Origin of the sequence: Kribbella sp. CCNWLW201 (assembly GCF_037203805.1) — a bacterium.
Classification (GTDB): domain Bacteria; phylum Actinomycetota; class Actinomycetes; order Propionibacteriales; family Kribbellaceae; genus Kribbella.
The window spans coordinates 734,997-757,019 of the sequence record NZ_JBBCBQ010000002.1; the positions used below are offsets into that span (position 1 = coordinate 734,997).

The window sequence follows — 22,023 nt, forward strand, 5'->3', positions numbered from 1 at the left end:
CCAGCCTCGCACACCGACCAAGGTATTGACTGTCGCCTCAGCTACACCATCTCGGTAGCGCCAGCACCACCGAAAGTCGCTGTGAACTAATGGGATGATCGCTGGGTGCGGTCGGAACAGGCAGAGGTCGTGGTCCCGCAGTGGCAGCAGCGTGCTGCTGTCTGGGTGGGCCGCGTCGTGGTCATTGCGTCGGTCTGGTCGTTCATTGCGATCCCGTTGCACCTGTTCGCGCCGGCGTACGTGAAACGGGTCGATCAAGGCTTCGATTTCTTCGGCATCCCGGCCGGGCACACGTTCTTCTCCGCGGTCTACCTGGCCGTCGTCGGCAGCGCGCTGCTGCGCGGAAAGCGGGCCGCCCTGCTCTGGGTGCTCTGGGTCTTCGAGGCGCTCTGGCTGATCGCGCAGACCGCGGCAGTCGCCTTCACCAGCGTCCGGCTGGCTAACCCGAACGACGCCGAGCTCCTGTCCGACTTCGGTCCCGCGACCGTCAAGGACCTCGAGCTGGGCATCGTCCAGGTCGTCGTGGTGGCCGCGATCATCGTCCTGCTGTGGAAGATCCGCGGCGCGTTTCCGGCCCGGCTCGCGCCCGGTACCCGGCGGCTCGCGGTCAGCGCGCTGGTGCTCGGCCTGCTGATCTCGGCCGCGGTCAGCATCACGCTGACCCAGATCTTCCCGAAGTCGCTGACCGGTCAGCGGGAGAAGATCGGCTGGGCGATCATCGCGGCCCTCGGCCAGTCCCGCAGCAAGATGGGCGGTCACGAGGGACACGGCTGGGTCGGCCTGTCGGTCGGCGCGATCTCGGCCGCCTCGCTGGTGATCGCGTTCGCGATCTTCCTCCGCTCGGTCCGGCGGGTCCGCTATCTGACCCAGGCCGAGGAGCTCGACGTACGGCGACTGCTCCTGCTGCACGGTGAGCGGGACTCGCTCGGGTACTTCGCCACCCGCCGGGACAAGGCGGTCATCTTCTCCCCCGCCAAGGACGCCGCGATCGCGTATCGGGTGGTCAACGGGGTCAGCCTGGCCAGCGGCGATCCACTCGGCGATCCGGCCGCGTGGCCCGGGGCGATCAAGGCCTGGCTGGCCGAGGCACGCACGTACGGCTGGTCCCCCGCGGTCCTGTCGGCGAGCGAGGAGGCGGCTCACGCGTACGTCGATGCCGGCCTGCGCGCGCTGTCGATGGGCGACGAGGCGATCATCGACGTCGCCGACTTCACCCTCGAGGGGCGGACGATGCGGCCGGTCCGGCAGGCGGTGACCCGGGTTCAGCGGGCTGGGTACCACGCGGAGGTGGTCCGGCACGGCGACCTGTCACCCGAGGCCTTGTCGGAGTACGTGCGACTGGCCGAGAAGTGGCGTGGAGCGCAGACCGAGCGTGGGTTCTCGATGGCGCTCGGACGCCTAGGCGATCCGGCCGACGCGCGGTGCGTGATGGTGATTGCCCGTGATGCCGAGGGTTCGGTGCGCGGGTTGCTGTCGTTCGCGCCGTGGGGTGTGCGGGGTGTCTCGCTGGATCTGATGCGGCGGGATCCCGAGTCCGTGAACGGGCTGATGGAGTTCATGGTCACGTCGCTGGTGGATGCGTGCGGTGATCTCGGGCTGCATCGGATCTCGCTGAACTTCGCGATGTTCCGGGAGATCTTCAGCGATGCCGAGCGGGTCGGGGCCGGGCCGGTGCTGCGGTTGACGAACGCGTTGCTGACCGCGGCCTCGCGGTTCTGGCAATTGGAGAGTCTGTACCAGTCGAACGAGAAGTACCTGCCGCGGTGGTCGCCGAGGCTGATCTGCTATTCGCGTGGGGCGTCGCTGGCCCAGGTGCTGCTGGCGGCCGGGACGGCGGAAGGGTTCCTACCCGCGCCGCGGCCGTGGACCCGGGTGGACAGTGTGGAAACGGCCGAGCGGCACGCGATCATGGCGGCGGACGGTGGCGCGTTCGCGGCCGCCGTACGGGAGCAAGAGGAAGAGCTGCTGCGGCCGGCGCTGCCCGATCGGAAGCTGACCGAACAGGAGCAGATCCGCCGCTTGAAGCTAGCCCAGCTGGTTGCTGCTGGCATCGATCCTTATCCGGTCAGCGTGCCGCGGACGGAAACGCTGGAACGCGTTCGGGAGCTGCACCCGAATCTGCCCGCTGACCATCGCACCGGCGAGTCCGTGTCGGTGACCGGGCGGGTGATGCGGATGCGGGACCACGGCGGGCTGTCCTTCGCCCAACTGCAGGACGGGCTGTCACAGCTGCAGGTGATGCTGACGGCGGACGCGTGTGGCAATTTGGCGCTGGATCACTGGCGACGGCTGGTGGATATCGGTGACCACGTCAGCGTGACCGGCGAGGTGGTCACGAGTCGTCGCGGTGAGCTGTCGATCGCGGTGACGAGCTGGCTGATGGCGGCGAAGTGCCTGCATCCGTTGCCGGACAAGCGGAAGGGGTTCACCGATCCGGAGGCCCGGGTCCGGCAACGGCATCTCGACCTGGTGATGAACCCGGACACGTTGCGGATGATGCAGCACCGCAGTACCGCCGTACGGGCGCTGCGCAACGGTTTCGAGTCGCGCGGGTTCATCGAGGTGGAGACGCCGATGCTGCAGGCGGTGCACGGCGGGGCGAACGCGCGGCCGTTCGCGACCCACATCAACGCCTACGACACCGAGCTGTTTCTCAGGATCGCGCCGGAGCTGTTCCTGAAGCGGCTGAGCGTCGGCGGGCTCGGCAAGGTGTTCGAGCTGAACCGGAACTTCCGCAACGAAGGCGCCGACGCGACCCACAACCCGGAGTTCACCTCGGTGGAGGCGTACCAGCCGTACGCCGACTACCACGTGATGCGCGAACTCACCCGGGAACTGCTGATCGAGGCCGCGACCGCGGTCTTCGGCAAGCCGGTCGTGCAGCGCCCCGACGGCGAGGTCGACATCTCCGGCGACTGGCTGGTCGTCACCGTCCACGAAGCCGTCAGCCGCGCCACCGGTACGACGATCTCCGCGGACACCCCGGCCGAGACTCTGCGCGAGCTGTGTGCGACGCACGGCGTACACACGACCTTCGAACTCACCGCCGGCGAACTGGTCCTCGAGCTGTACGACGAACTCGTCGAGCCGACCACGACACTGCCGACGTTCTACACCGACTTCCCGCTCGAAACCTCACCCCTGACCCGCACCCACCGCACCGAGCCCCGCCTCGCCGAACGCTGGGACCTGGTCGCCTTCGGCGCCGAGATCGGCACCGCCTACTCCGAGCTGGTCGACCCGATCGAACAACGCCGCCGCCTCACCGAACAGTCCCTCAAAGCAGCCGCCGGCGACCCCGAAGCCATGTCCCTCGACGAAGACTTCCTCACCGCCCTCGAATACGCCATGCCCCCCACCGGCGGCCTAGGCATCGGCGTAGACCGAGTAATGATGCTCCTCACCGGCCAAAACATCCGATCCACCCTAGCCTTCCCCTTCGTCCGCCCGACGTTGCGCGATTAGCCGACCGTCACTCCGGGAGCGCCCGCGTGACCCTGGCCTCCAGGTCTCTCGCGGCGTCGCGTATTGCTTGGTCATCGTCGGTCAACAAGGTCGCAAGGACCCCCTTGAGCCTCGCAGCCTTACTGCTGTCCAGGCTCGCTTCGAACAAGGCGCCACTGAGCGAACCCGAAAGATGATCGGCTTCTGCCGGCCCAGCCAAGCTCCAGGCAGCCGCAAACACTCGCCACGCAGCAAGGTCACCACGCGCAAGCAACGCATCGGCAATTCCCGCAATGACCGCCGTGTCCTTGGCGTCCAGTAAGAGCTCCTGGAGCACCGCGTCCGCCTTCGCTTGGCCCACATGAGCGCTCAACCCCTCGCCGGCCCGTACCCGATCGGCCCAACCCTCCGACCGCGCCAGCAACAGAAGCTCATCGATGTCCATACAGTCCCCAACCCACTCTCGAGCACATGTCTTATGTCCGGAACGCGATCGCGCGGCCGGTGGTCAGGTTGCCTAGATCAGGCAGGCCGGTGGCGGGTCCTTTGAGCACCCGTAGTGCGCCGGGTGTTGCGGTGACGACGCTGTCCGCGAGGACGGTCACGACGCATTCCATGGAGAAGCCGTTGGGGCCGCCTCGACTGCATCCGAGCTCGGTGAAAGCATCATCGCCTGCTTCCTCGAGCCAGTAAGTGTCCGCCGTGATGATGAGGCGAGCAGCAACTGCCGAACCTGATCATCAACGGTCATCGGGCGTTCCAGCCCTGCGGATTGGACATGGAGTCGATCGGGAAGCTCCTCACCGGATCCATCTCGCGGCCGGTTTTGTTGTGGTAGGCAATCGGGGCCAGGTAGAGGAGGCCTTCGGCGTACAGGGATGACGGGACGACGAAGCGGGCGAACTCGGTGGGCGAATGTGAGGACAAGTCATAGGCGGACTTGCCGGCCAGGATGCAGGCGCAGCGGGCGTACAGGAAATGGTCACTGGTCTGCGGCCACTCCAACCCGCGGAGCCGCACCGGGATCTCTGCGAGTTCACGCCGGTCGATCCAGAAAAGCCGTTCCTGCAACTGCTCGACGAATTGGATCAGATCCGCCGACTCCAAACCGTCAAGCCGCCCCGACACCCGCTCAAGCGCAGCCGACACCTCGCCAGCCGTCTCAACAGCGTTCGCCCCGATCAGTCCCCAGAAATCCACCAAGTTTCCCCATGCCTGTTTGCCTACGTCAGTCAGCCTAGACCGAGACGGGGCCGTCGGTTTTAAGGCGGGTGGCTATGTCGGCTCTTAGGGCTACCTTGTCTATTTTGCCGACCTTGGTGGTGGGGAGTTCTTCGATCAGGACCAGGTGTTCTGGGAGTTTGTAGGCTGCGACGCCCAGGCTTTCCATGGAGTGGCGCACGTCGGCCAGGGTGACGTCGGCGCCGGGGCGGGGGACGACGTAGACGCAGACGCGTTCGCCGAGGCGGGGGTCGGGCATGGCGACGGCGGCGACCTGCTGGACCTGGTCGAGGGTGTAGGTGAGGTTCTCGACTTCCTCGGCGGAGATCTTCTCGCCGCCCCGGTTGATCATGTCCTTGTCCCGGCCCTCGACGATCAGGTTGCCACCAGCAACTATGCGGCAGATGTCGCCGCTGCGGTACCAGCCGTCGTCGGTGAAGGCCCGGGCGTTCTGCTGCTCGGCCTTGTAGTAACCGCGAGGGGTGTACGGCCCGCGGGTCAGCAGCGACCCGGGCTCACCGGCCGGGACCGGGCGGTCCAGGGGGTCGACAACCAGCACCTCGTCGTCGGGACACATCGGGCGACCCTGGGTGGTGCAGATGATGTCTTCGGGGTCGTCCAGCCGGGTGTAGTTGAGCAGGCCCTCTGCCATGCCGAACACCTGTTGCAACGTGCAGCCCAGCACCGGCTTGATTTTGCGGGCCACCTCGTCGGCCAACCGGGCTCCCCCGACCTGCAACACCCGCAGCGACGACAGGTCCCAGGAGTCGGAGTACTCATCCAGCCAGCGCTGTGCGACCGCCGGCACCACCGCAGTATGCGTGACACCCTCGTTAGCGATCGTCTCGAAGGCCCGCCGCGGCTCTGGGCTCGGCAGCATCACCACGGTCCCACCGACGAGCAGTGTGCCGAGCAGCCCCGGACAGGCGAGTGGGAAGTTGTGTCCGGCCGGCAGAGCGACCAGATAGACCGTGGAGGCGTCCATACCGGACACCTGACCGCTGCGCTTGGCGTTGTACGTGTAGTCGTCATGCGTACGAGCGATCAGCTTCGGCAACCCCGTCGTACCACCGGACAACAGGAACACCGCCACACTCCGGCTGTCCGGCTCAGGACCGTCCCACACCCCAGTGCCCGAGCACAGTGCGCGCAGATCCACGCTGCCCGAGTGCAGGTCGTCACCAGCGACCAGCACGTGCTGCAACGACTCCACCTCGTCCACGAGCCGGTGGCCCAACTCCTGATGGTCGAAGTCCCGCAGTACATCCGGTACGGCGATAGCCGCGGCCTCAGCGTGTGCGGCCAAGTACGACAGCTCGTGATACCGGTGCCCCGGCAGAGCCATCACGGGTACGACGCCCGCCCGCAGGCAGCCCAGGGTGAGTACGACGAACTCCCACCCGTTCGGAAGCTGTACGACGATCCGATCGTCAGCACACAGCCCCAACTCGATCAGCCGGGTAGCGGCAGCGTCGGCACGGCCGGTCAGCTCGGCGTACGTGAGCCGGAGGTCGCCGTCGACCAGTGCGACCCGGTCCGGCGTCCGCTCCGCCTGCTGCCAGATGTGGAACGGCAGACTACGGCCCTCCCAGTACCCGGCCGCGACGTAGCGGGCCGCATCCTCTGCAGGCCAGGGCACAACACCATCGGCGATCGGACTGACCATCACTGCTCCTTGCCGGTGATCACGGCGTCGAGCGCGACCAGGCCGTCGCTCGTCAGCCGGAGGGGATTGATCTCGATCTCATCGACGTACGGCGCCGCTGGCAAGACCGCACCGAGCGCACGCACCACGCGCGCAAGCTCCGACCGGTCCAGCACCGGCCCACCACGCCAGCCGTCCAGCAGCGCACGGCCCAGCAGCTCGTCGGGCATGCACGAGGCCTCAGCCACGGACAGCGGCGCAGCACGTACGGCGACATCGGCAAACGCCTCCGCCGTCGTACCACCCAGGCCCACCAGGACAACAGGCCCGAAGACCGGGTCGCGCCGTGCACCGACGATCAGGTCGACACCGGACGGCGCCATGGCCTCCACCAGCACCCGAGGGGAGCGGTGCGGGGCGAGCTCATCCGCGAGGCCTGCCCACTCGAGCTTCTCCAGCGCTTCGGTCAGCTCGGCACGGGTGCGGATGCCCAGATGCACGCCACCGATCTCGGTCTTGTGCAGAACAGCTGCATCCAAGATCTTCACTGCGACCGGACCACCAAGCCGGTCCCGAGCGGCGTACGCCTCCTCCGCTCCCGAGCACGCGACGCGCGCAGGTGTGCGGATGCCCAGCGAGTCCAGCACAGACTTCGCCTGGTCCTCGTCCCACGGCCCAGCCGGCACCTCGACAGCAGGCACAGGCTCATCAGCCACACCACGCCGGTAGGCCAGTTGAGCGTCGTCCACCAGCGCCCGGACAGCATGGGCGAGCGCGCCCGGACTCGTACCGACCGCGAACCCGCGCTCGTGCAGCCCGGACCGGACCACTCCGACGTCCACACTGGAACCGCCCACGCCGACCACAGTAGGACTGCCACCGTCGAGCCGGGAGAGCTCAGACACCAGATCCAGGCTGTCCGGCTCCGACAACGCGTAGACAGCCACCAGGTCGACTGCTGAGTCCTCACCGACCACTGACACGACCTCACCGAACCCAGGACCCGGCCGACCGGTGTCCACAGGGTTCGCCTGGTAGGTCATCGGCGGCAACAACTCCCCCAACCGCTGCTGAGTCGCAGACGTCAACGTAGGCACCCGGACCTCAGAACCACGCAGGCGGTCCAGCAACAGGAGTCCAGGACCCGCCTGGGCAGTCACGACTCCCACACCCGGGTCAGGGTTGGCCGACAGTCGCGTCATAGACAACGCGCCCACCGCATCCACCAGCTGCCGCTCATCGTCGACCAGCACCGCACCGGCCTGCCGGAGTACGCCCCGGGTCGTACGCCAGGAGGTGGCCAACGCGCCCGTGTGCGACTGCGCGAACTCGCCGACATCGTTGCGACCGACAACCAAGGCGACAACGGGCTTGACCGCCGACAGCCGTGCCACCGCCCACGCGAGCCGTGAGCCGTCCGCCACCGACTCGATGTGCAGAGCAACAGCCGTCGTACGACGGTCATCCAGCAGATACTCGAGTACGTCGGTAGCGTCGACGTCAGCGCTGTTACCCAGGCCCACCGCGACGCTGACGCCGTACCCGGCCTCAGCCAGTAGGAACGACACCGCGTGGTTCACACCACCGCTGGCCGCGACCACAGCCACTCCGCCGGCCGGCACCTCGGCCGCACTCGGTACGAAGCTGGCGGTCAGCTTCAACGACGGCACGAGGAAGCCGGACGTGTTCGGACCGAGCAGCCGGATGCCGTAGCGATCGACCACCTCCGCCAACGCCTCTTGGTACTCAGGGTGCCCGGCCTCAGCGAAGCCGCCTGCGCACACCAGGGCTGCGGTCGCACCAGCCTTGGCAGCCTCGGCAACCGCGTCTGCACTGGCCGGTGCGGGCACGCACACCACAGCAAGGTTTATGGGTGCGCCTAGGGCGTCGACTGCCTCCGCAACCGAGCCGTGCAAGGCAGAGTCGCGTGAGTTGACCAGCGCGAGTGGACCGTCGTACGTGGAGAGGGAGCGCGCCATAACCGCGCCGAGCTTGGCCGGGTTGCGCGAGGCGCCGATCACTGCGACCCCGCGAGGGGTGAACAACCCGTCCAGCCCGCTCACACGCTCCCTCCCACGCTCCGGCTGACCCCGGCGACACGGTCCCGGGCGGGACCGCTGGTCCGGCCCACCAGGTCGGCACGCCCGGAGAGGAGGAGGGTCTCCGCGTCGTCCGGGGTCAGCTCGTCATCAACCACCAGCGCAGGGGTCCCGGCCACGAGCCGCGCCTCCTCCGCCAGCAAGGTCCGCGTCAACCGCGAACCACCGTGCACAGCCACCAGCGCCGGTCCGACCAGTACACCGGAGTGCAGCGCGGCGAGCGCCGCCGGCAAGTCCTGCTCGCCAGCCGGTGCCTCAATCCATAGCCCCCAGTCCCGTACGCCGTCAGGCGCCTCGTCGAACAGCGGCAACCCACCGACACGTCCATCGTCGACCTCCACCATGCGACCGGGCAGCGTAAGCACGCCCGACCTGAACGGCGTCTCCAGCGGAGCGGGGCCGTTCGCAGCGTGCCACGACGTACGGGTCGCTGCGACGAAGGCCGGATCGCGCCGCGCCAGCTTCCCAGCGCTGATGCTGCGGGTGAGGAAGTGGAACGCAAACTGCCAAGGCTCCAGCGTGTCGTGGTACCGCCCGAAGTGTTCCCACCAGGACAGGCTCGGCCGCGCCGACCCCTGGATCTTCTCCACCGACGGCCGCGCCGACTCCTCGTACGCCGCCAGCGCGGTAGGAAGGTCGTCGTACGACGTCAACGCCGCCGCCAGCGCGACCGCGTCTTCCATCGCCATCTTCGTTCCCGAGCCGACCGAGAAGTGCGCGGTGTGGGCGGCATCGCCGAGCAGTACGACGTTGCCGTGCGACCAGCGACCCGTACGCCGGGTCCGGAAGCTGCCCCAGCGCGAGTTGTTCACCAGCAACGGATGACCGTCGATCTGCTCGGCGAAGAGCTTCTCCAGGTACACCTTGGTCTTCAGGTCACTCGGCCCCGGCGGCTGGGACACGTCGAACTCATCCAGCCCGGCCCGCAACCATGAGCCCCGGTCGGTCTCGACGATGAACGTGCTCACCTCCGGGCTGATCGGGTACCCGTGCACCGCGAACACCCCGTCGTCGCCCCGCTCGTGGACGAAGGTGAGGCCCTCGAAGGCGTACGTCGTACCGAACCAGATGAACTTCGCCGCCGCCGTCTCCACCATCGGCTCGAGAACGCCCGCCAGCCGCTCCCGGATCCGTGAGTTGGCACCGTCGGCCGCGACCACGAGGTCGAAGCCGGTCAGATCGTCGAGATCCACCTCGGTCTCGAACCGCAGCGTGACGCCGACATCGACCGCGCGCTGCTGCAGTACGGCGAGCAACGTCTTCCGGGCGATCGCGGCCATACCCATCCCGCCGCAGCGGAACCGCTCGCCCTTCAGCCGGACCTCGATCGCGTCCCAATGCACGCCGTACTGCGTCAGTGCGTCGCGGACCACCGGGTCGGCGGCGTGAATGGCGGCCAGCGTGGCGTCGGAGAACACCACCCCGAAGCCGAACGTGTCGTCCGCGCGGTTGCGCTCGAACACGGTCACCTCGGCCGTCGGGTCACTCGCCTTCACCAACGTGGCGAGGAACAGCCCGCCAGGCCCGCCGCCAACAACTGCGATCCGCATCGCGAGACCTCCTAGGCCTGGGTCGTCTGGGGAGTCGTACCGAGCGCGGGCTCGGGCCGCCGCTCCCGGCCGGTCCGCGGTACGGCGGCGATCACCAGCGCACCGAGCACAGCGGGTACCGCGAAACCGTAGAAGTTCCAGTCGAGGCTAAGCCCGGAGTCGAGCACCCAGCCACCGAACAGCGGGCCGACGATCGCACCGAGCCGGCCGACCCCGAGGGACCAGCCGAGCGCGGTCGCGCGGCTGCCGGCCGGGTAGTGGGTGGCGACGTACCCGTTGACGAGGATCTGCGTGCCGACCGTTCCCAGGCCGGCGATCGCGATCAGCAGGTAGAGCGCGAACGAGGCCGGGTTGACGCTGAGGGCGTAAATCGAGCAGGCGGCGAGGGCGAACGCGACCGTGGTGACGACCTTCGAGCCGAGGCGGTCGGCGAGCGTCGACGCCACCAGAGCACCGACGATCGCACCGACGTTCATCACCAGCAGGAACCGCAGCGACGAGCCGAGCGGGTAACCGGCCTGCCGCATGATCTGCGGGAGCCAGGTGTTCAGGCCGTAGACGAGCAGCAGACCGAAGAAGCTGGCCGCTCCGAACAGGATGGTCGCGGCGAGGTGCTTGCGTCCGAACAGTACGGCGAGCGCACTCCACTTGCTGCTGGTCTCGGCCGCCACCGGTTCGGGCTGAACGCCGTACTTGGCCGCAAGAGCTGCCGCTTCGTCGTGGCGACCACGAGCCTGCAGGAAGCTGACCGACTCGGGCAGGTACTTCCAGGCCAGCGGCAGCACCAGGACGAGCGGGGCCATGCCGATCCAGAACATGATCCGGAAGCCCTGTGTGGGCACGAGGTTGATCGCGAGCACCGCGGCCAGCACGCCACCGAGAGAGAAGCCGGAGAACATCAAAGCGTTGTTGAAGTTCCGGCGGTGCGGCGGCGCGTACTCAACGGTCAGCGCGATCGCGGTCGGGACCACGCCGCCGAGGCCGAGACCGGTGACGAACCGCAGGAACCCGAACACCTCGGGGTTGGGCGCCAGGGCGGTCGCCCCCATCGCGAGGGAGAACCAGATGATGCTGGCGAACATGATCCGGCGCCGCCCGACGATATCGGTCAGGGCACCCACCAGGAGGGTCCCGATCACCATGCCGGTCAGGGCGTAGCTTCCGATCGCACCGGCCTGGGCGGCGGTCAGGTGCCAGTCGGGATTCTTCAGCAGGGACGGTACGACGGCGCCGTACACGATCAGGTCGTAACCGTCGAAGACGATCGTGACGAAGCAGATGGCGACCACCCAGAGACCGGCGCGGGACCGGGCGGTGGTGGCGGGGGGACTGGTCATTACGGCCCTCGATTCGTACCGGGCTGACGGGGGATGAGGTGCTATTCCTTTGGGAAAGTATGACCAATCGACGACGACCGTCAAGACTTTGACACACATTAACTGGCATCATGAGAGGATGAGCGCAGCGAACCACCACCCCGACCGGCTCCGAGGAGACGCCATGAAGCCACGGTCGATCGTCTTCGACCTCTTCGGCGACTACATCCGCTACCACGGCGGCGAGGTGCGGCTGCGCACGCTGACCGCGCTGCTCGAGTGCTTCGACGTCGGCGAGAGCACGGTGCGGGTGGTGATGGCGCGACTGCGGCGCGAGGGCTGGTTCGACACCCGGCGCGACGGGCGCGAGACCGTGTACGCGCTGAACGACAAGAGCTGGCGCCTCCTGGACGAAGGCCGGACGCGGATCTTCGAAAGGTCCCGTGACGCCTGGGATCGGCAGTGGTCGATGGTCATCTACTCGGTGCCGGAGAGCGACCGCGGACTGCGCGAGGAGCTGCGGAAGGAGCTTGCCTGGCTCGGATTCGGGCCGCTGGCGTCGTCGACCTGGGTGAGTCCACACGACCGGCTCACCGAGGTCCAGGAGCATTTCGCCGACCAACCCGCCGTACGGCTCGACCTGCTGCGGTGCTCGTCGTCGGGATTGTCGCGTGATCGCGAGATGGCCGCGCGCTGCTGGGATCTGGACTCCCTGGACGCGGACTACGCCGAGCTGCTGCGCACCTACCGGCCGCGGATGAAGGCGTACCGCGGCGGCACCGTGTCACCCCGCCAGGCGCTCGTCGAGCGGATGGAACTCGTCCACGACTACCGGATGTTCCCCTTCCGCGACCCCGATCTGCCCGAGGAGCTGCTCCCGGCCGGCTGGCACGGCCGCGAGGCCCACGAGCTCTTCCTCCAGGCGCACGAGGCCCTCGAGGACCCAGCCACCCGCTTCTTCCTGGACCTCTCGGCCACCGACCGAGTCGCCTGACCGGTCAGCCAAAACACCCCTCCAGACCGCCGCACAACGTTGTCATGTGTCAGATTCTTGACGAACGGCGTGTATATGTACTTCAATCCGGAGCACTCAAGCGGATCGCCGGCCCCGGTCCACCCCGTCCCACAGCTTCTTGTGTGCTCTGGAGGCACAGCCGATGAGACCGATCCGTTCGACCTTTGCCGTCCTCGCGGCCGGTGGGTTACTCGCCTGGTGGGCGTACCCTTCCGCTGCCGACCAGACCACAGCCGCGGCCGCCCCGGTTGCGCCTGGGCCCGCCGTACTGAACGGTCCGCCGCCGACCGCTCCGCAGCTGGAGAACACGGGTGTCTGGCGGGCGAAGCCCACGATGATCTGCCACACCAGCGCCTACCGCGCCGGCGAGTTCCTCAACCAGGGCTGCGTGTACGACGACCAGGGTGCGCAACTGGTACCCACCAACTGGCCCGAACACTCGCTGACCTTCGCCTACACCTACCCGACCGACCCGGCGTACCGCGGGAACGCCGCCGACCTGGTCGAGGTCCGGGTCAAGCCGCTCACCGACGCGACCGCGTTCCGGATCACCTTCAACACGATGACCGATCCCGAGCTGATCGGTACGACGATTGCCCTCGGCAACTCGCTGCTCCCGCGTCAGGCACCGTACGGCGCGAACACCTCGATGCCGGCGGAGAAGTTCGTCACCGTGCACGGGCGGACCGGTGACATCATCGACGCGACCACCGGCCAGAAGTCACCCGTCACCGTGTCGGTCGATCTCGAGCGCCGTCAGGTCGAGGTCCGCGTCCCGCACACCGCGTACAACCCCGGCACCCGCACCGTCCGGGTCGCCGCGGCCGCCGGACTCTGGGACCGCGCGGCGAACAAGTTCCTGCTGCCGCAGGCCGTTGCCGACGCCACCCACCCGGGCGGCGCCCTGACGTCCGGTCTGCTGCAGAAGTCGGCGTACTTCGATGTCGCCTTCCGGCAGGAGCCGTTCAACTCGCCGTGGCGCAACGACAACCAGAAGACGACGCTCGCGAGCGGCAACATCAGCAAGTTCTTCGCCAACGTCGACTTCAGCAAACTGCAGCAGCGGGTGACCGACGACAGCGCGATCCCGACCTCCGGGTACATGAACCGGCTGTACGCGACGAACAGCGAGATCCGTCAGGGCCGTCGGCTGCCGGGTGATCCTGGGAAGCCGCCGCTCGGCTCCTTCACCCAGCAGAACGGCGCAACGGTCGACAGCTCGGGCGAGGCCAGCGTGCAGTTCGGCTGGATCTGCCGCGACGACTGCGTGTCAGACCTGCCCGGCCGGCTGCAGCGCTACCTGGCCTACGTTCCCGACCTGCCCAAGCCGGCAGGAGGTTACGCGAGCATGGTCTGGGCCCCGGGCTACGCCCAGAGCGCCAACGACCAGGTGAACGACCCCGGCATGCTCGAACTCCTGCCCGCCGTCGGCCGGGACCTGTTCCACCAGGTCGCGAACCGTCCGTCCGCGCCGACCGTGGTGATCGCCGTCGACGGCCGTGGCAACGACAACTGGGCCTACGGCCGTTCCGGTACGTCGATGTTCGAAGCGCTCGCGGATGCGCGGCGGGCGTTCGGGCTGGACCCCGGCCGGACCGTGATGAGCGGCTTCTCGAGTGGTGCGTACACCGCGAACAAGCTGTCGCTGCAGTTCCCCGACGTGTTCAGCAAAGCCTTCATCTGCGACGGCCTGAACATGGCACCGTCCTTCCCGGGGATCAACGGCATCGCCGACACCCTGCCGGTCGACACCGCGACCCAGCACGAGGCCGGCTCGGTGCTGACACCGTTGCTGCCGTCGCGCCGCAACCAGCCGGTGCTCGAGTGGGCCGGTCTACCGGACAACTACATCCCGTACAACATCCCGCGTGAACGCGCCAACGTGTACCTCGCCAATGGCCAGTACGACTTCAAGTTCGACAGCTGGCTCGGCGCATCGTCCGACCACGTGGTGATGTGCGCCAACGCGACCTGGGGTGTGCTGACCGACTGGCTCGGCGACATGCGTGGCGTGAAGGACCTGTTCCACGTGACGTACGTGCGCAACCCGGCGATGGACGACCCGGAGTCCGGGCTCGTCGGCGACCACGCCTACTGGATGAGTGACATCCAAAGCCGGTCGGGTCAGCTCGGCACCATCGACGTACAGTCGCACGGCTTCGGACTGAAGGACGCGCCGGCCGCTCCGGTCGTCACCGGCGCCGGCGTAGAGAGCGGCTCGACGGTTCCGGTCAACGCGTACACGACCGAGCACCGGACCAAGCCGGCACCGGTCAGCGCACCGGTCGCGAACCGGCTCGACATCACCGCGACGAACATCCGCACCGTGACGATCGACCCGCAGCAGGCCAAGGTGACCTGTGACGCGGACCTGAACGTAACGACCGACGGACCGCTCACCGTTCGCCTGATCGGTTGCGCGGATCACAACTTCGACTGACCCCTCGCCCACAACCCCTGTGCCCGCATACCCTTTGCGCACAGGGGTTGTGGGGCGACCTGGGGGGAAGTACATGAAGCGCTTTGCTGTGCTCTGCGCGGGAATGGTTCTGCTGTCCGGATGTGGTGGATCGACCGTTCCCGCCGCCAGTACGACGCCGGCCGGTACGACGCCGGTGTCGGCACCTGCTCCGATGGAGTCGGTGACACCACCCGGGCCGCTCGGCTCAGCGGCGTACCAGGCGGAACTGACGAAGATCGAGCAGAGCCTCGCGAGTGATCTGCGCGCGCTGACGCGGGTGCGGACCGCAGAGGCTCTGGTCGAGACGATGGACGGTCTCGCGTCGTCGTTGAACTCGGCGTCGTCGCAGCTGTCCGAGACTCCGGTGACGAGTCGACTGACCGCCGTACACAAGGTGCTGCAAGCCCGGTTGCGGACCGCCGCGACGTCGATGTCCGGATCGAAGTCCGACAGCGTCGAGCTGAACGCGCGCTGCGGCGGGGTCGCCTACACGTCGCAGAAGGTCCAGCGCCAGCTGCTCGCCGATCTGCACAGTGCGATCGTTGCGTTGCGCAAGCTCAAGCTCAACTTCGGCAGCACGCTGCCCGACCCCGGACCGGAGCCCGAGGAGGTGCGCCCGGCGAACGGCGACATCCTGGTCCGCCGCGGCGCCGAAGGCATCGGCCTGCTCCGGGTCTCGAACGGTACGGCGAAGGACGTCGCGATCTCGATCGTGACCACCAGTCAGCCGCCGGGCAAGCCGCACGTGATGGTGTACATCCAGGCGCGCAAGACCGCCACTATCACCCGGATCGGTGGCGCCTACTCGCTCTACTTCAAGAGCGGCAGCGACTGGAACGTGAAGCGGCGGCAGTTCAGCGCCGACTGCTCGTTCCAGAAGTTCGACCAGTCGTTCGGCCGGAACGAGAGCTGGCAGATCGACCTCCAGCCGACCATCGCCGGCAACGCCAGCACCAGCGAGGTCGAAGCTTACTGAGGTTATGTGACATCGACCATGTCACGATGACAGAACGCCGGGCTTTGGTCACCATGAGGTGATGAGCGAGATCGCGACACTGACCGTGGCCGACGTACCGGGGGTGGAGGTCGCCTACCACCGCAAGGGCGCGGGCGAGCCGTTGCTGCTCCTGCACGGCATCGGCCACCATCGCCAGGCCTTCGATCCGGTGCTGGACCTGCTCGCCGAACACCGCGACGTGATCGCGCTCGACCTCCCCGGCTTCGGTGAGTCCCCCGACGTACCGGCCGGGATCCCCGATGAGGTCGACTCGTTCGCTCGGGTGATCGAGGCGTTCTGTACGGCGCTCGCCCTCGACCGGCCGCACGTCGCCGGCAACTCGATGGGCGGCCTGGTCGCGCTCCGGCTCGGCCAACTCGGCCTGGTTCGCTCGGTCACCGCGCTCTCACCGGCCGGCTTCTGGACACCCCGCGAACGCATCTGGGCCCTCAACCTGCTGACCAACCTGCGCCGCGTCGCCCGTCGTACGCCGGAATCGACCGTACGACGGTTGTCCCGCACGGCGGCCGGACGACGCGTGATGACCGGCGCGATCTACCACCGCCCCGCACTTCGCGACCCCGACGCCGTGGTCGCCGAGACCCGTGCCCTGGCCAACGCCCCCGCCTTCGACCGCGTCGCCCGCTACGGCCGCACCGCCGGCTTCGAGGGCGACGTCCCGGACATCCCCGTCACCGTTGCCTGGGGCACCCACGACCGAGTCCTCATCCCGACCCAGGCCGCCCGCGCCCACCTCCAACTCCCCCAAGCCCGCATGATCCCCCTCCTCAACTGCGGCCACGTCCCCATGAACGACGCCCCAACCCTGGTATCCAGCACGATCCTCAACACCGTCGCCTGACGCTCAGAGATCGTCAGGCAACAGGCGGAATGCCGGATGCGGCGTGAGCGGACGAACCGCCCGGAAGTCGCGCCGGTCCTACCGCACCCAGTGCCGCGTCGCCGTCACCACGCCGTCGCGCCAGCCAACTCCCTGCGGTGGGTCGGCCCACCGCACGGTGGGTTGGCCACGCAGAATCCGGTGGGGAAACCCACACTCTGGTTGGCTAACCTCACCACATCGCCACTATCCCTACGGCGGCACCAGGACCGGGACAGCGCATGGCAGTCCCTGCTCCGGAGCGGTATCTCAGCTTCAGTGCAGTTCGACAGGAGGTGTACTCCCGGTGCCGGTTGCTCCCCGCCTGAACCGACTGGGAACCGGGCTCGATGACCGGACATCTCCTGTCGAAATGCAGACAAGCCAGCCCAACGCTGCTTGACGCCGCGCTAGAGGCCGATCTTGTCGAGGATGGTGTTGAGGATGCCGCCGAGGGTTGGGGGGTCGGGGTCTTCGGGGTCGTTCGGGGTGGGTGGTGGGTTGGTGGGGGTGGTGGGGGGCGGGTTCGTGGTGGATGGGGGTTTGGTCGGCTGGGTGGTGGGGTCCGGGTCCGGGGCCGTGGTGGTGGGTTTGGGTGGGACCTTGGTGGCGGGTGGGAGGGTCGGCTCTTCGTGGTCGACCAGCTCGGGGACCGGTGCGGTGGTCGGGCACGGGGTGGACTGGCGGCCGTCGGTGGGCTGACCGGTCACCGGCGCGACTGTTGTTGCTGGGGGCAACGTTGTGGTCTGGCCCGGGGTCGGCGGCACCGGCGGGACCGGGGTCTCGCTGCTGCGCGGGACGGTCGGGCCGCCGGTCGGGGTCTGGCTGGGCTCGAGGCCGGCGACCGGGCTGGCCGGGTCCGGGCCGCCGCCGGGCAGCGGCAGGAACGAGGCGCCGATCCGGGGACCGCCGAGCAGCGCGATCAGGACCAGGACGGCGTACAGAAGCAGCAGCGCACCGGCCACGAGGGCGGCCTGACGCAGCCGCTGACGGTTCTGCCAGGGCGGGCGGCGGTCTGCCGCCGCGGCGGAGAACGGTTTCACAAGTCCCGCAGAGTATCGGCAATCCCAGCGCTTGAAACAGACCTTGGAAGAAATTCCACACTAGATCGCAACTATTCGCGAACTTCGTTCCAGTACGCATTCGTAGAATTGCGGTGAGTTAGCTGAGGGCGCGCCAATCGACCGGGCGGCAGGCCCATTCCTGTGTCAGCCTGCTCTCATGTCTTCACTGGTGCTGCTGCACGGACTCGGTGCCAACGGCCGGGTCTGGGACGCCTGGCCGCAACCGCGGTTCGCCCCCGATCTCCCTGGACACGGCTCAGCCTCCGCACTCACGTCGTACACCTTCGCCTCCATGGCGGCTGCCGTCGCCGAGACGCTTCCGGTACGACGTGAGGTCGTGATCGTCGGCCATTCACTCGGCGGCGTGATCGCGCTCGAGCTGGCCAGCGGCCGCTACGGCATCGAGGTCGACCGCGTGGTCGCGCTCGGCGTGAAGGTCACCTGGTCCGACGACGACCTGGGCCGGGCCGGCGCGTTGGCGCAGAAGCCGATCGCGTGGTTCGACGCCCGGGAGGACGCGGCCGCGCGGTTCCTCAAGGTCTCCGGCCTGCAAGGTCTCGTCGGCCCGGGCGATCCGGTGGTCGGCCACGGCCTGACCGAGACGGACGGTCGCTGGCGACTGGCCATGGACCCCGGCACCTTCGGCGTCGGCGCACCCGACATGGCGAAGCTCATCGCGGACAGCAAGGCCGAGGTCGTCCTCGCCCGCGGCGAACACGACCCGATGAACACCGACGAAGAACTACACTCCCTGCACGATCAGGTCGCCACGCTCGCGGGTCTTGGCCACAACGCCCACGTCGAGGATCCAGAAAGCGTCCTCAGCATTCGATGACGTTGACGGCGAGGCCGCCGCGGGAGGTCTCCTTGTACTTGATCTTCATGTCGGCGCCGGTCTCCCGCATCGTCTTGATCACCTTGTCGAGGGTGACGACGTGGACGCCGTCGCCGTGCATCGCCATCCGGGCCGCGTTGATCGCCTTCACCGACGCCATCGCGTTGCGTTCGATACACGGGATCTGGACCAGCCCGCCGACCGGGTCGCAGGTCAGGCCGAGGTTGTGCTCCATCGCGATCTCGGCCGCGTTCTCGACCTGGAGCGGCGTACCGCCGAGGACCTCGCACAGGCCGGCCGCGGCCATCGAGCAGGCCGAACCGACCTCGCCCTGACAGCCGACCTCGGCACCGGAGATCGACGCGTTCTCCTTGTACAGAACGCCGATCGCTCCGGCCGTCAGCAGGAACCGGACCACGCCGTCCTCGGTCGCCCCCGGCACGAACCGCCGGTAGTAGTGCAGCACAGCGGGAATGATGCCCGCGGCTCCGTTCGTCGGCGCGGTGACGATCCGGCCGCCGGACGCGTTCTGCTCGTTCACCGCCAGGGCGAACAGGTTGACCCAGTCCATCACCTTCAGCGGGTCGACCGACCACGGGTCACCGCTCAGCCGACGGTGCAACGCATGCGCCCGCCGCGGCACCTTGAGCCCGCCGGGCAGGATCCCCTCGGTCTCGCAGCCCTCCTGCACACAGTCCTGCATGACCTGCCAGATCCGCAGCAGCCCGTCGCGGATCTCGTCCTCGGTCCGCCAGGCCAGCTCGTTCGCGAGCATCACCTCGCTGATCGACAGCTGCGACTCGCGACACCGGTCGAGGAGCTCGGCACCCGTCGTGAACGGGTACTTCAACGGTGTCGTGTCCGGCACGATCCGGTCGCCGGCCGCCGCGTTCTCGTCGACCACGAACCCGCCGCCGACCGAGTAGTACGTCCGTTCCCGCAGTACGTCGCCATCCGCCGTACGGGCCGCGAACGTCATCCCGTTCGGGTGGTACGGCAAGGCCTTGCGCCGGTGCATCACCAGGTCGGTGTTCTCGTCGAAGGCGATCTCGTGCGTACCGGCCAGCAGCAGCCGGCCGCGCTCGCGGATCGTCTCGACCCGCGCGTCGACGGAATGCGTCACGACGGTCTCCGGGTCCTCCCCCTCGAGCCCGAGCAGGACCGCCTTGTTACTGCCGTGGCCGTGACCGGTCGCGCCGAGCGAGCCGAAGAGTTGCGCCTCGACCGTTGCCGTCCGGCCGAGCAGGCCGTCGGCGGCGAGGCCGAGTGCGAAGGTGCGGGCGGCGCGCATCGGTCCCACCGTGTGGGAGCTCGAGGGGCCGATCCCGATACTGAACAGGTCGAAGACGCTGATCGCCATCGTGTGGAGGTTCCTTCCGGTCACCGTTGACCGATTGGTGTCCTCCCCGCTCTGTCAGACGGATGTCCTCCAGAGATGCCTCGCCCGCGCGGTGAAGGTGCCTGAGAGATTCTTGGGGAGAGTTGCTCCTACGGCGCCCGGGTCGTGCCCGGGACTCTCCCGCACGGGTTCATGCGGCTGTTGAGTTGACTGACGTCGGTGACGGTACGGCGGCCCGGCCGTCGACGTCAATCCGGCCGGTGCGCTGCGCCCAGATCTCGAAGAACCAGGTGAACAGCGGCGGAACACTGGCGGCCAGCGCGGCCAGCGTCACCGGCCAGGACCAGCGCAACGGCCCGCGGACCACCAGCACGGTGAGCACGTAGGCGATGAAGATGCCGCCGTGGATCGGGCCGAAGATCTTGACCCCGATCTCGTTGTCGGACAGCACGTACTTGAACAACATGCCGATCAGCAATCCGGTCCAGGAGACCGCCTCGGCGATCGCCACCCACCGGAACCACACCGCGTACTTGGTAGTCATCAGCGACCGACCCTAACAAGTCCCCCAAGCGCCACCCGGGGTCGGCCGGGGGCTCGTCCCCGATGTGGTCGAGCAAGCGGTTGCCGAAGGATCGAGGGAGTTTCCGCAGACAGGAGATCCCCTGAGATGAAGTTCAGACAACGCGTCCTCGCCGGCGGGGTGGCGGTGGGCGTGGCCGCCGCCGGACTCGTGACGCTGCCGGTGTCGGCGACCGAGACCGCGGCAAAGGTGCAGTGGTTCGATTGCAAGCCGGAGGGCAAGGACGACCCGAACGTCGTCAAGGGTTCGCAGTGCGCGACCCTCCAGGTACCGGTCGACTGGCGGGACCCGGACGGACCCACCTTCGGCCTCGCGATCGCCCGTCGTACGGCGAAGAACCCGAGCGACCGCGTCGGCGTGCTGATGTGGGGACCGGGTGGTCCCGGCGACTCCGGCGTCGACCGGGTCAAGACCGGGATGAGCCGGTTCAGCCAGACACTGCAGGACCGGTTCGACGTCGTCAGCTTCGACCCGCGCGGCATCGCCCGGAGCAACCCGGTGAAGTGCTCGGCCGCACTGCTGGCCAAGCAGCCGTCGCCGGTCCTGAAGAGCCAGGCCGACTTCGACGCGACGATCGCCTACAACCGCGAACTGGCCACGGACTGCCGCAAGAACACCGGACCGGTGTTCGACCACCTCGACACCTGGCAGACCGTGCGGGACGTGGACGCGATCCGGGCCGCGCTCGGGGAGTCGACGATCTCGTTCCACGGCAGCTCGTACGGGACAGTGCTCGGCGGCCAGTACGCCGAGACCTATCCGGACCGGGTCCGTGCGATGGTCCTGGAGAGCGTGGCCGACCACAGTGCCGCGTCGACCCGGTCGTTCATCGACGCCCAGGCGTCCGCGGCCCAGGACTCGTTCGACGAGTTCGTGAAATGGTGCGACGAGGCAACGAGCTGTTCACTGCACGGTCGCGACATCCACGCGCTGTGGGCGGACCTCCTCGCCCGGGCGGACCGCGGTGAGGTGCCCGATCCGCGGCAGCCGAACGTGCCGATCACGCCGTACTGGCTGAGCTTCTCCGTCTTCCGCACGCTCTACGGGCCGCAGTGGCCGGCACTGGCGGACACCTTGAAGAAGCTCGACACCAGCGCCCCGCCGACCGGGCAGCCGCCGGTCCCGACCGGCCTGGCCTCGAACACGCTTTCGGTGTTCTGCCAGGACTGGAACCTTCCGGTCCGCAACTACAAGGAGTACGCAGGCATGCTCGCCCGGCTGGCCCGGAACACCCCGGACATGCGCTACCCCGGTCAGCTGATCGCCATCTCGATGTGCCTGGGCATGCCGCCGGCGAACAACCCGCAGCACCGGCTGAAGGTCCGCGATCTCGATCAGCCGATCCTGCTGATCAACGCGATCCACGACCCGGCCACCGGCTACAACTGGGCGCGGAGTGTGGAACGCCAGCTCGGCAGACACGGCGTCCTGCTGACGTACGAAGGCTGGGGACACGGCAGCTACGACGGCGGGCCGTGCATGGAGAACGGCGTCGACGCCTACCTGGTCTCACTCGACGTGCCGAAGCGCGGAACGGCCTGTCCCGCCGTACCGCCAGTGTGAGAACCGCAGGG

At 68.1% G+C, this 22,023-nt stretch carries 17 protein-coding genes and 1 riboswitch; of the genes, 7 read left to right on the forward strand and 10 right to left on the reverse strand.

Translation table 11 applies throughout. The features are described from left to right. Positions 1–105: 105 nt before the first annotated feature. The gene (lysX, locus tag V9K99_RS13260; protein ID WP_337001790.1) at positions 106–3,465 is read left to right on the forward strand and encodes a bifunctional lysylphosphatidylglycerol synthetase/lysine--tRNA ligase LysX; all 3,360 of its coding nucleotides are present in this window, start codon (positions 106–108) and stop codon (positions 3,463–3,465) included. Between the two features lie 7 nt (positions 3,466–3,472). Here lysX and V9K99_RS13265 read toward each other — a convergent pair whose 3' ends face one another. The 7 genes from V9K99_RS13265 to V9K99_RS13295 all read right to left on the reverse strand — a co-directional run bounded on the left by V9K99_RS13265 (position 3,473) and on the right by V9K99_RS13295 (position 11,296). Beyond that, on the reverse strand, positions 3,473–3,889 hold the full coding sequence (locus V9K99_RS13265) for a hypothetical protein (protein ID WP_337001788.1): 417 nt from the start codon (positions 3,887–3,889) through the stop codon (positions 3,473–3,475). A gap of 31 nt (positions 3,890–3,920) precedes the next feature. Beyond that, entirely contained in the window at positions 3,921–4,049 is a 129-nt protein-coding gene (locus V9K99_RS13270) for a hypothetical protein (RefSeq protein WP_337001786.1), read from the reverse strand. A 142-nt stretch (positions 4,050–4,191) separates the two neighbouring features. Then, positions 4,192–4,644, reverse strand: a complete 453-nt coding sequence (locus tag V9K99_RS13275; protein WP_337001784.1) for a DUF4240 domain-containing protein — start codon at positions 4,642–4,644, stop codon at positions 4,192–4,194. 37 nt (positions 4,645–4,681) lie between these two features. Further along, entirely contained in the window at positions 4,682–6,331 is a 1,650-nt protein-coding gene (locus V9K99_RS13280) for a (2,3-dihydroxybenzoyl)adenylate synthase (protein WP_337001782.1), read from the reverse strand. Then, positions 6,331–8,373 (reverse strand): acetate--CoA ligase family protein, encoded by a 2,043-nt coding sequence (locus V9K99_RS13285; protein ID WP_337001778.1) that lies wholly within the window; start codon positions 8,371–8,373, stop codon positions 6,331–6,333. Before V9K99_RS13285 ends, V9K99_RS13280 begins: the two co-directional genes overlap by 1 nt. Further along, the gene (locus tag V9K99_RS13290; RefSeq protein ID WP_337001776.1) at positions 8,370–9,959 is read right to left on the reverse strand and encodes an FAD-dependent monooxygenase; all 1,590 of its coding nucleotides are present in this window, start codon (positions 9,957–9,959) and stop codon (positions 8,370–8,372) included. Before V9K99_RS13290 ends, V9K99_RS13285 begins: the two co-directional genes overlap by 4 nt. Before the next feature lie 11 nt (positions 9,960–9,970). Beyond that, a complete protein-coding gene (locus V9K99_RS13295; protein WP_337001774.1) occupies positions 9,971–11,296 on the reverse strand; it encodes an MFS transporter in 1,326 nt (441 codons plus the stop codon). A 163-nt stretch (positions 11,297–11,459) separates the two neighbouring features. Between V9K99_RS13295 and V9K99_RS13300 the strand changes: the two genes are divergently transcribed. The 4 genes from V9K99_RS13300 to V9K99_RS13315 all read left to right on the forward strand — a co-directional run bounded on the left by V9K99_RS13300 (position 11,460) and on the right by V9K99_RS13315 (position 16,610). Further along, entirely contained in the window at positions 11,460–12,269 is an 810-nt protein-coding gene (locus V9K99_RS13300; RefSeq protein ID WP_337001771.1) for a PaaX family transcriptional regulator, read from the forward strand. Positions 12,270–12,432: 163 nt separating this feature from the next. Further along, positions 12,433–14,730: a hypothetical protein gene (locus V9K99_RS13305; RefSeq protein WP_337001769.1), complete on the forward strand. Its 2,298-nt coding sequence runs from the start codon at positions 12,433–12,435 to the stop codon at positions 14,728–14,730. 73 nt (positions 14,731–14,803) lie between these two features. After that, positions 14,804–15,727, forward strand: a complete 924-nt coding sequence (locus V9K99_RS13310) for a hypothetical protein (protein ID WP_337001767.1) — start codon at positions 14,804–14,806, stop codon at positions 15,725–15,727. A gap of 61 nt (positions 15,728–15,788) precedes the next feature. Next, positions 15,789–16,610, forward strand: coding sequence for an alpha/beta fold hydrolase (locus tag V9K99_RS13315; RefSeq protein ID WP_337001765.1), 822 nt, complete (start codon positions 15,789–15,791; stop codon positions 16,608–16,610). A 428-nt stretch (positions 16,611–17,038) separates the two neighbouring features. Here the strand turns inward: V9K99_RS13315 and V9K99_RS13320 are convergent, their stop codons facing one another. Next, positions 17,039–17,671 carry a hypothetical protein gene (locus V9K99_RS13320; RefSeq protein ID WP_337001763.1) on the reverse strand — a complete coding sequence of 211 codons (633 nt, stop codon included), beginning with the start codon at positions 17,669–17,671 and terminating at the stop codon, positions 17,039–17,041. 178 nt (positions 17,672–17,849) lie between these two features. On the opposite strand from V9K99_RS13320, the gene V9K99_RS13325 reads away from it, so the two are divergent. Beyond that, complete coding sequence (locus V9K99_RS13325) at positions 17,850–18,527, forward strand: alpha/beta fold hydrolase (protein ID WP_337001761.1); 678 nt, start codon at positions 17,850–17,852, stop codon at positions 18,525–18,527. Here V9K99_RS13325 and V9K99_RS13330 read toward each other — a convergent pair. After that, positions 18,514–19,887 carry an L-serine ammonia-lyase gene (locus V9K99_RS13330; RefSeq protein WP_337001759.1) on the reverse strand — a complete coding sequence of 458 codons (1,374 nt, stop codon included), beginning with the start codon at positions 19,885–19,887 and terminating at the stop codon, positions 18,514–18,516. The two genes, V9K99_RS13325 and V9K99_RS13330, sit on opposite strands and share 14 nt — an antisense overlap. 79 nt (positions 19,888–19,966) lie before the next feature. After that, positions 19,967–20,059: riboswitch (glycine riboswitch) on the reverse strand. After that, the gene (locus tag V9K99_RS13335; RefSeq protein ID WP_337001757.1) at positions 20,057–20,410 is read right to left on the reverse strand and encodes a DUF3817 domain-containing protein; all 354 of its coding nucleotides are present in this window, start codon (positions 20,408–20,410) and stop codon (positions 20,057–20,059) included. (Overlaps the previous riboswitch by 3 nt.) A 126-nt stretch (positions 20,411–20,536) precedes the next feature. Here V9K99_RS13335 and V9K99_RS13340 point away from each other — a divergent pair, with 126 nt between their 5' ends. Then, entirely contained in the window at positions 20,537–22,012 is a 1,476-nt protein-coding gene (locus V9K99_RS13340) for an alpha/beta hydrolase (RefSeq protein ID WP_337001755.1), read from the forward strand. The last annotated feature ends 11 nt before the right edge of the window (positions 22,013–22,023 follow it).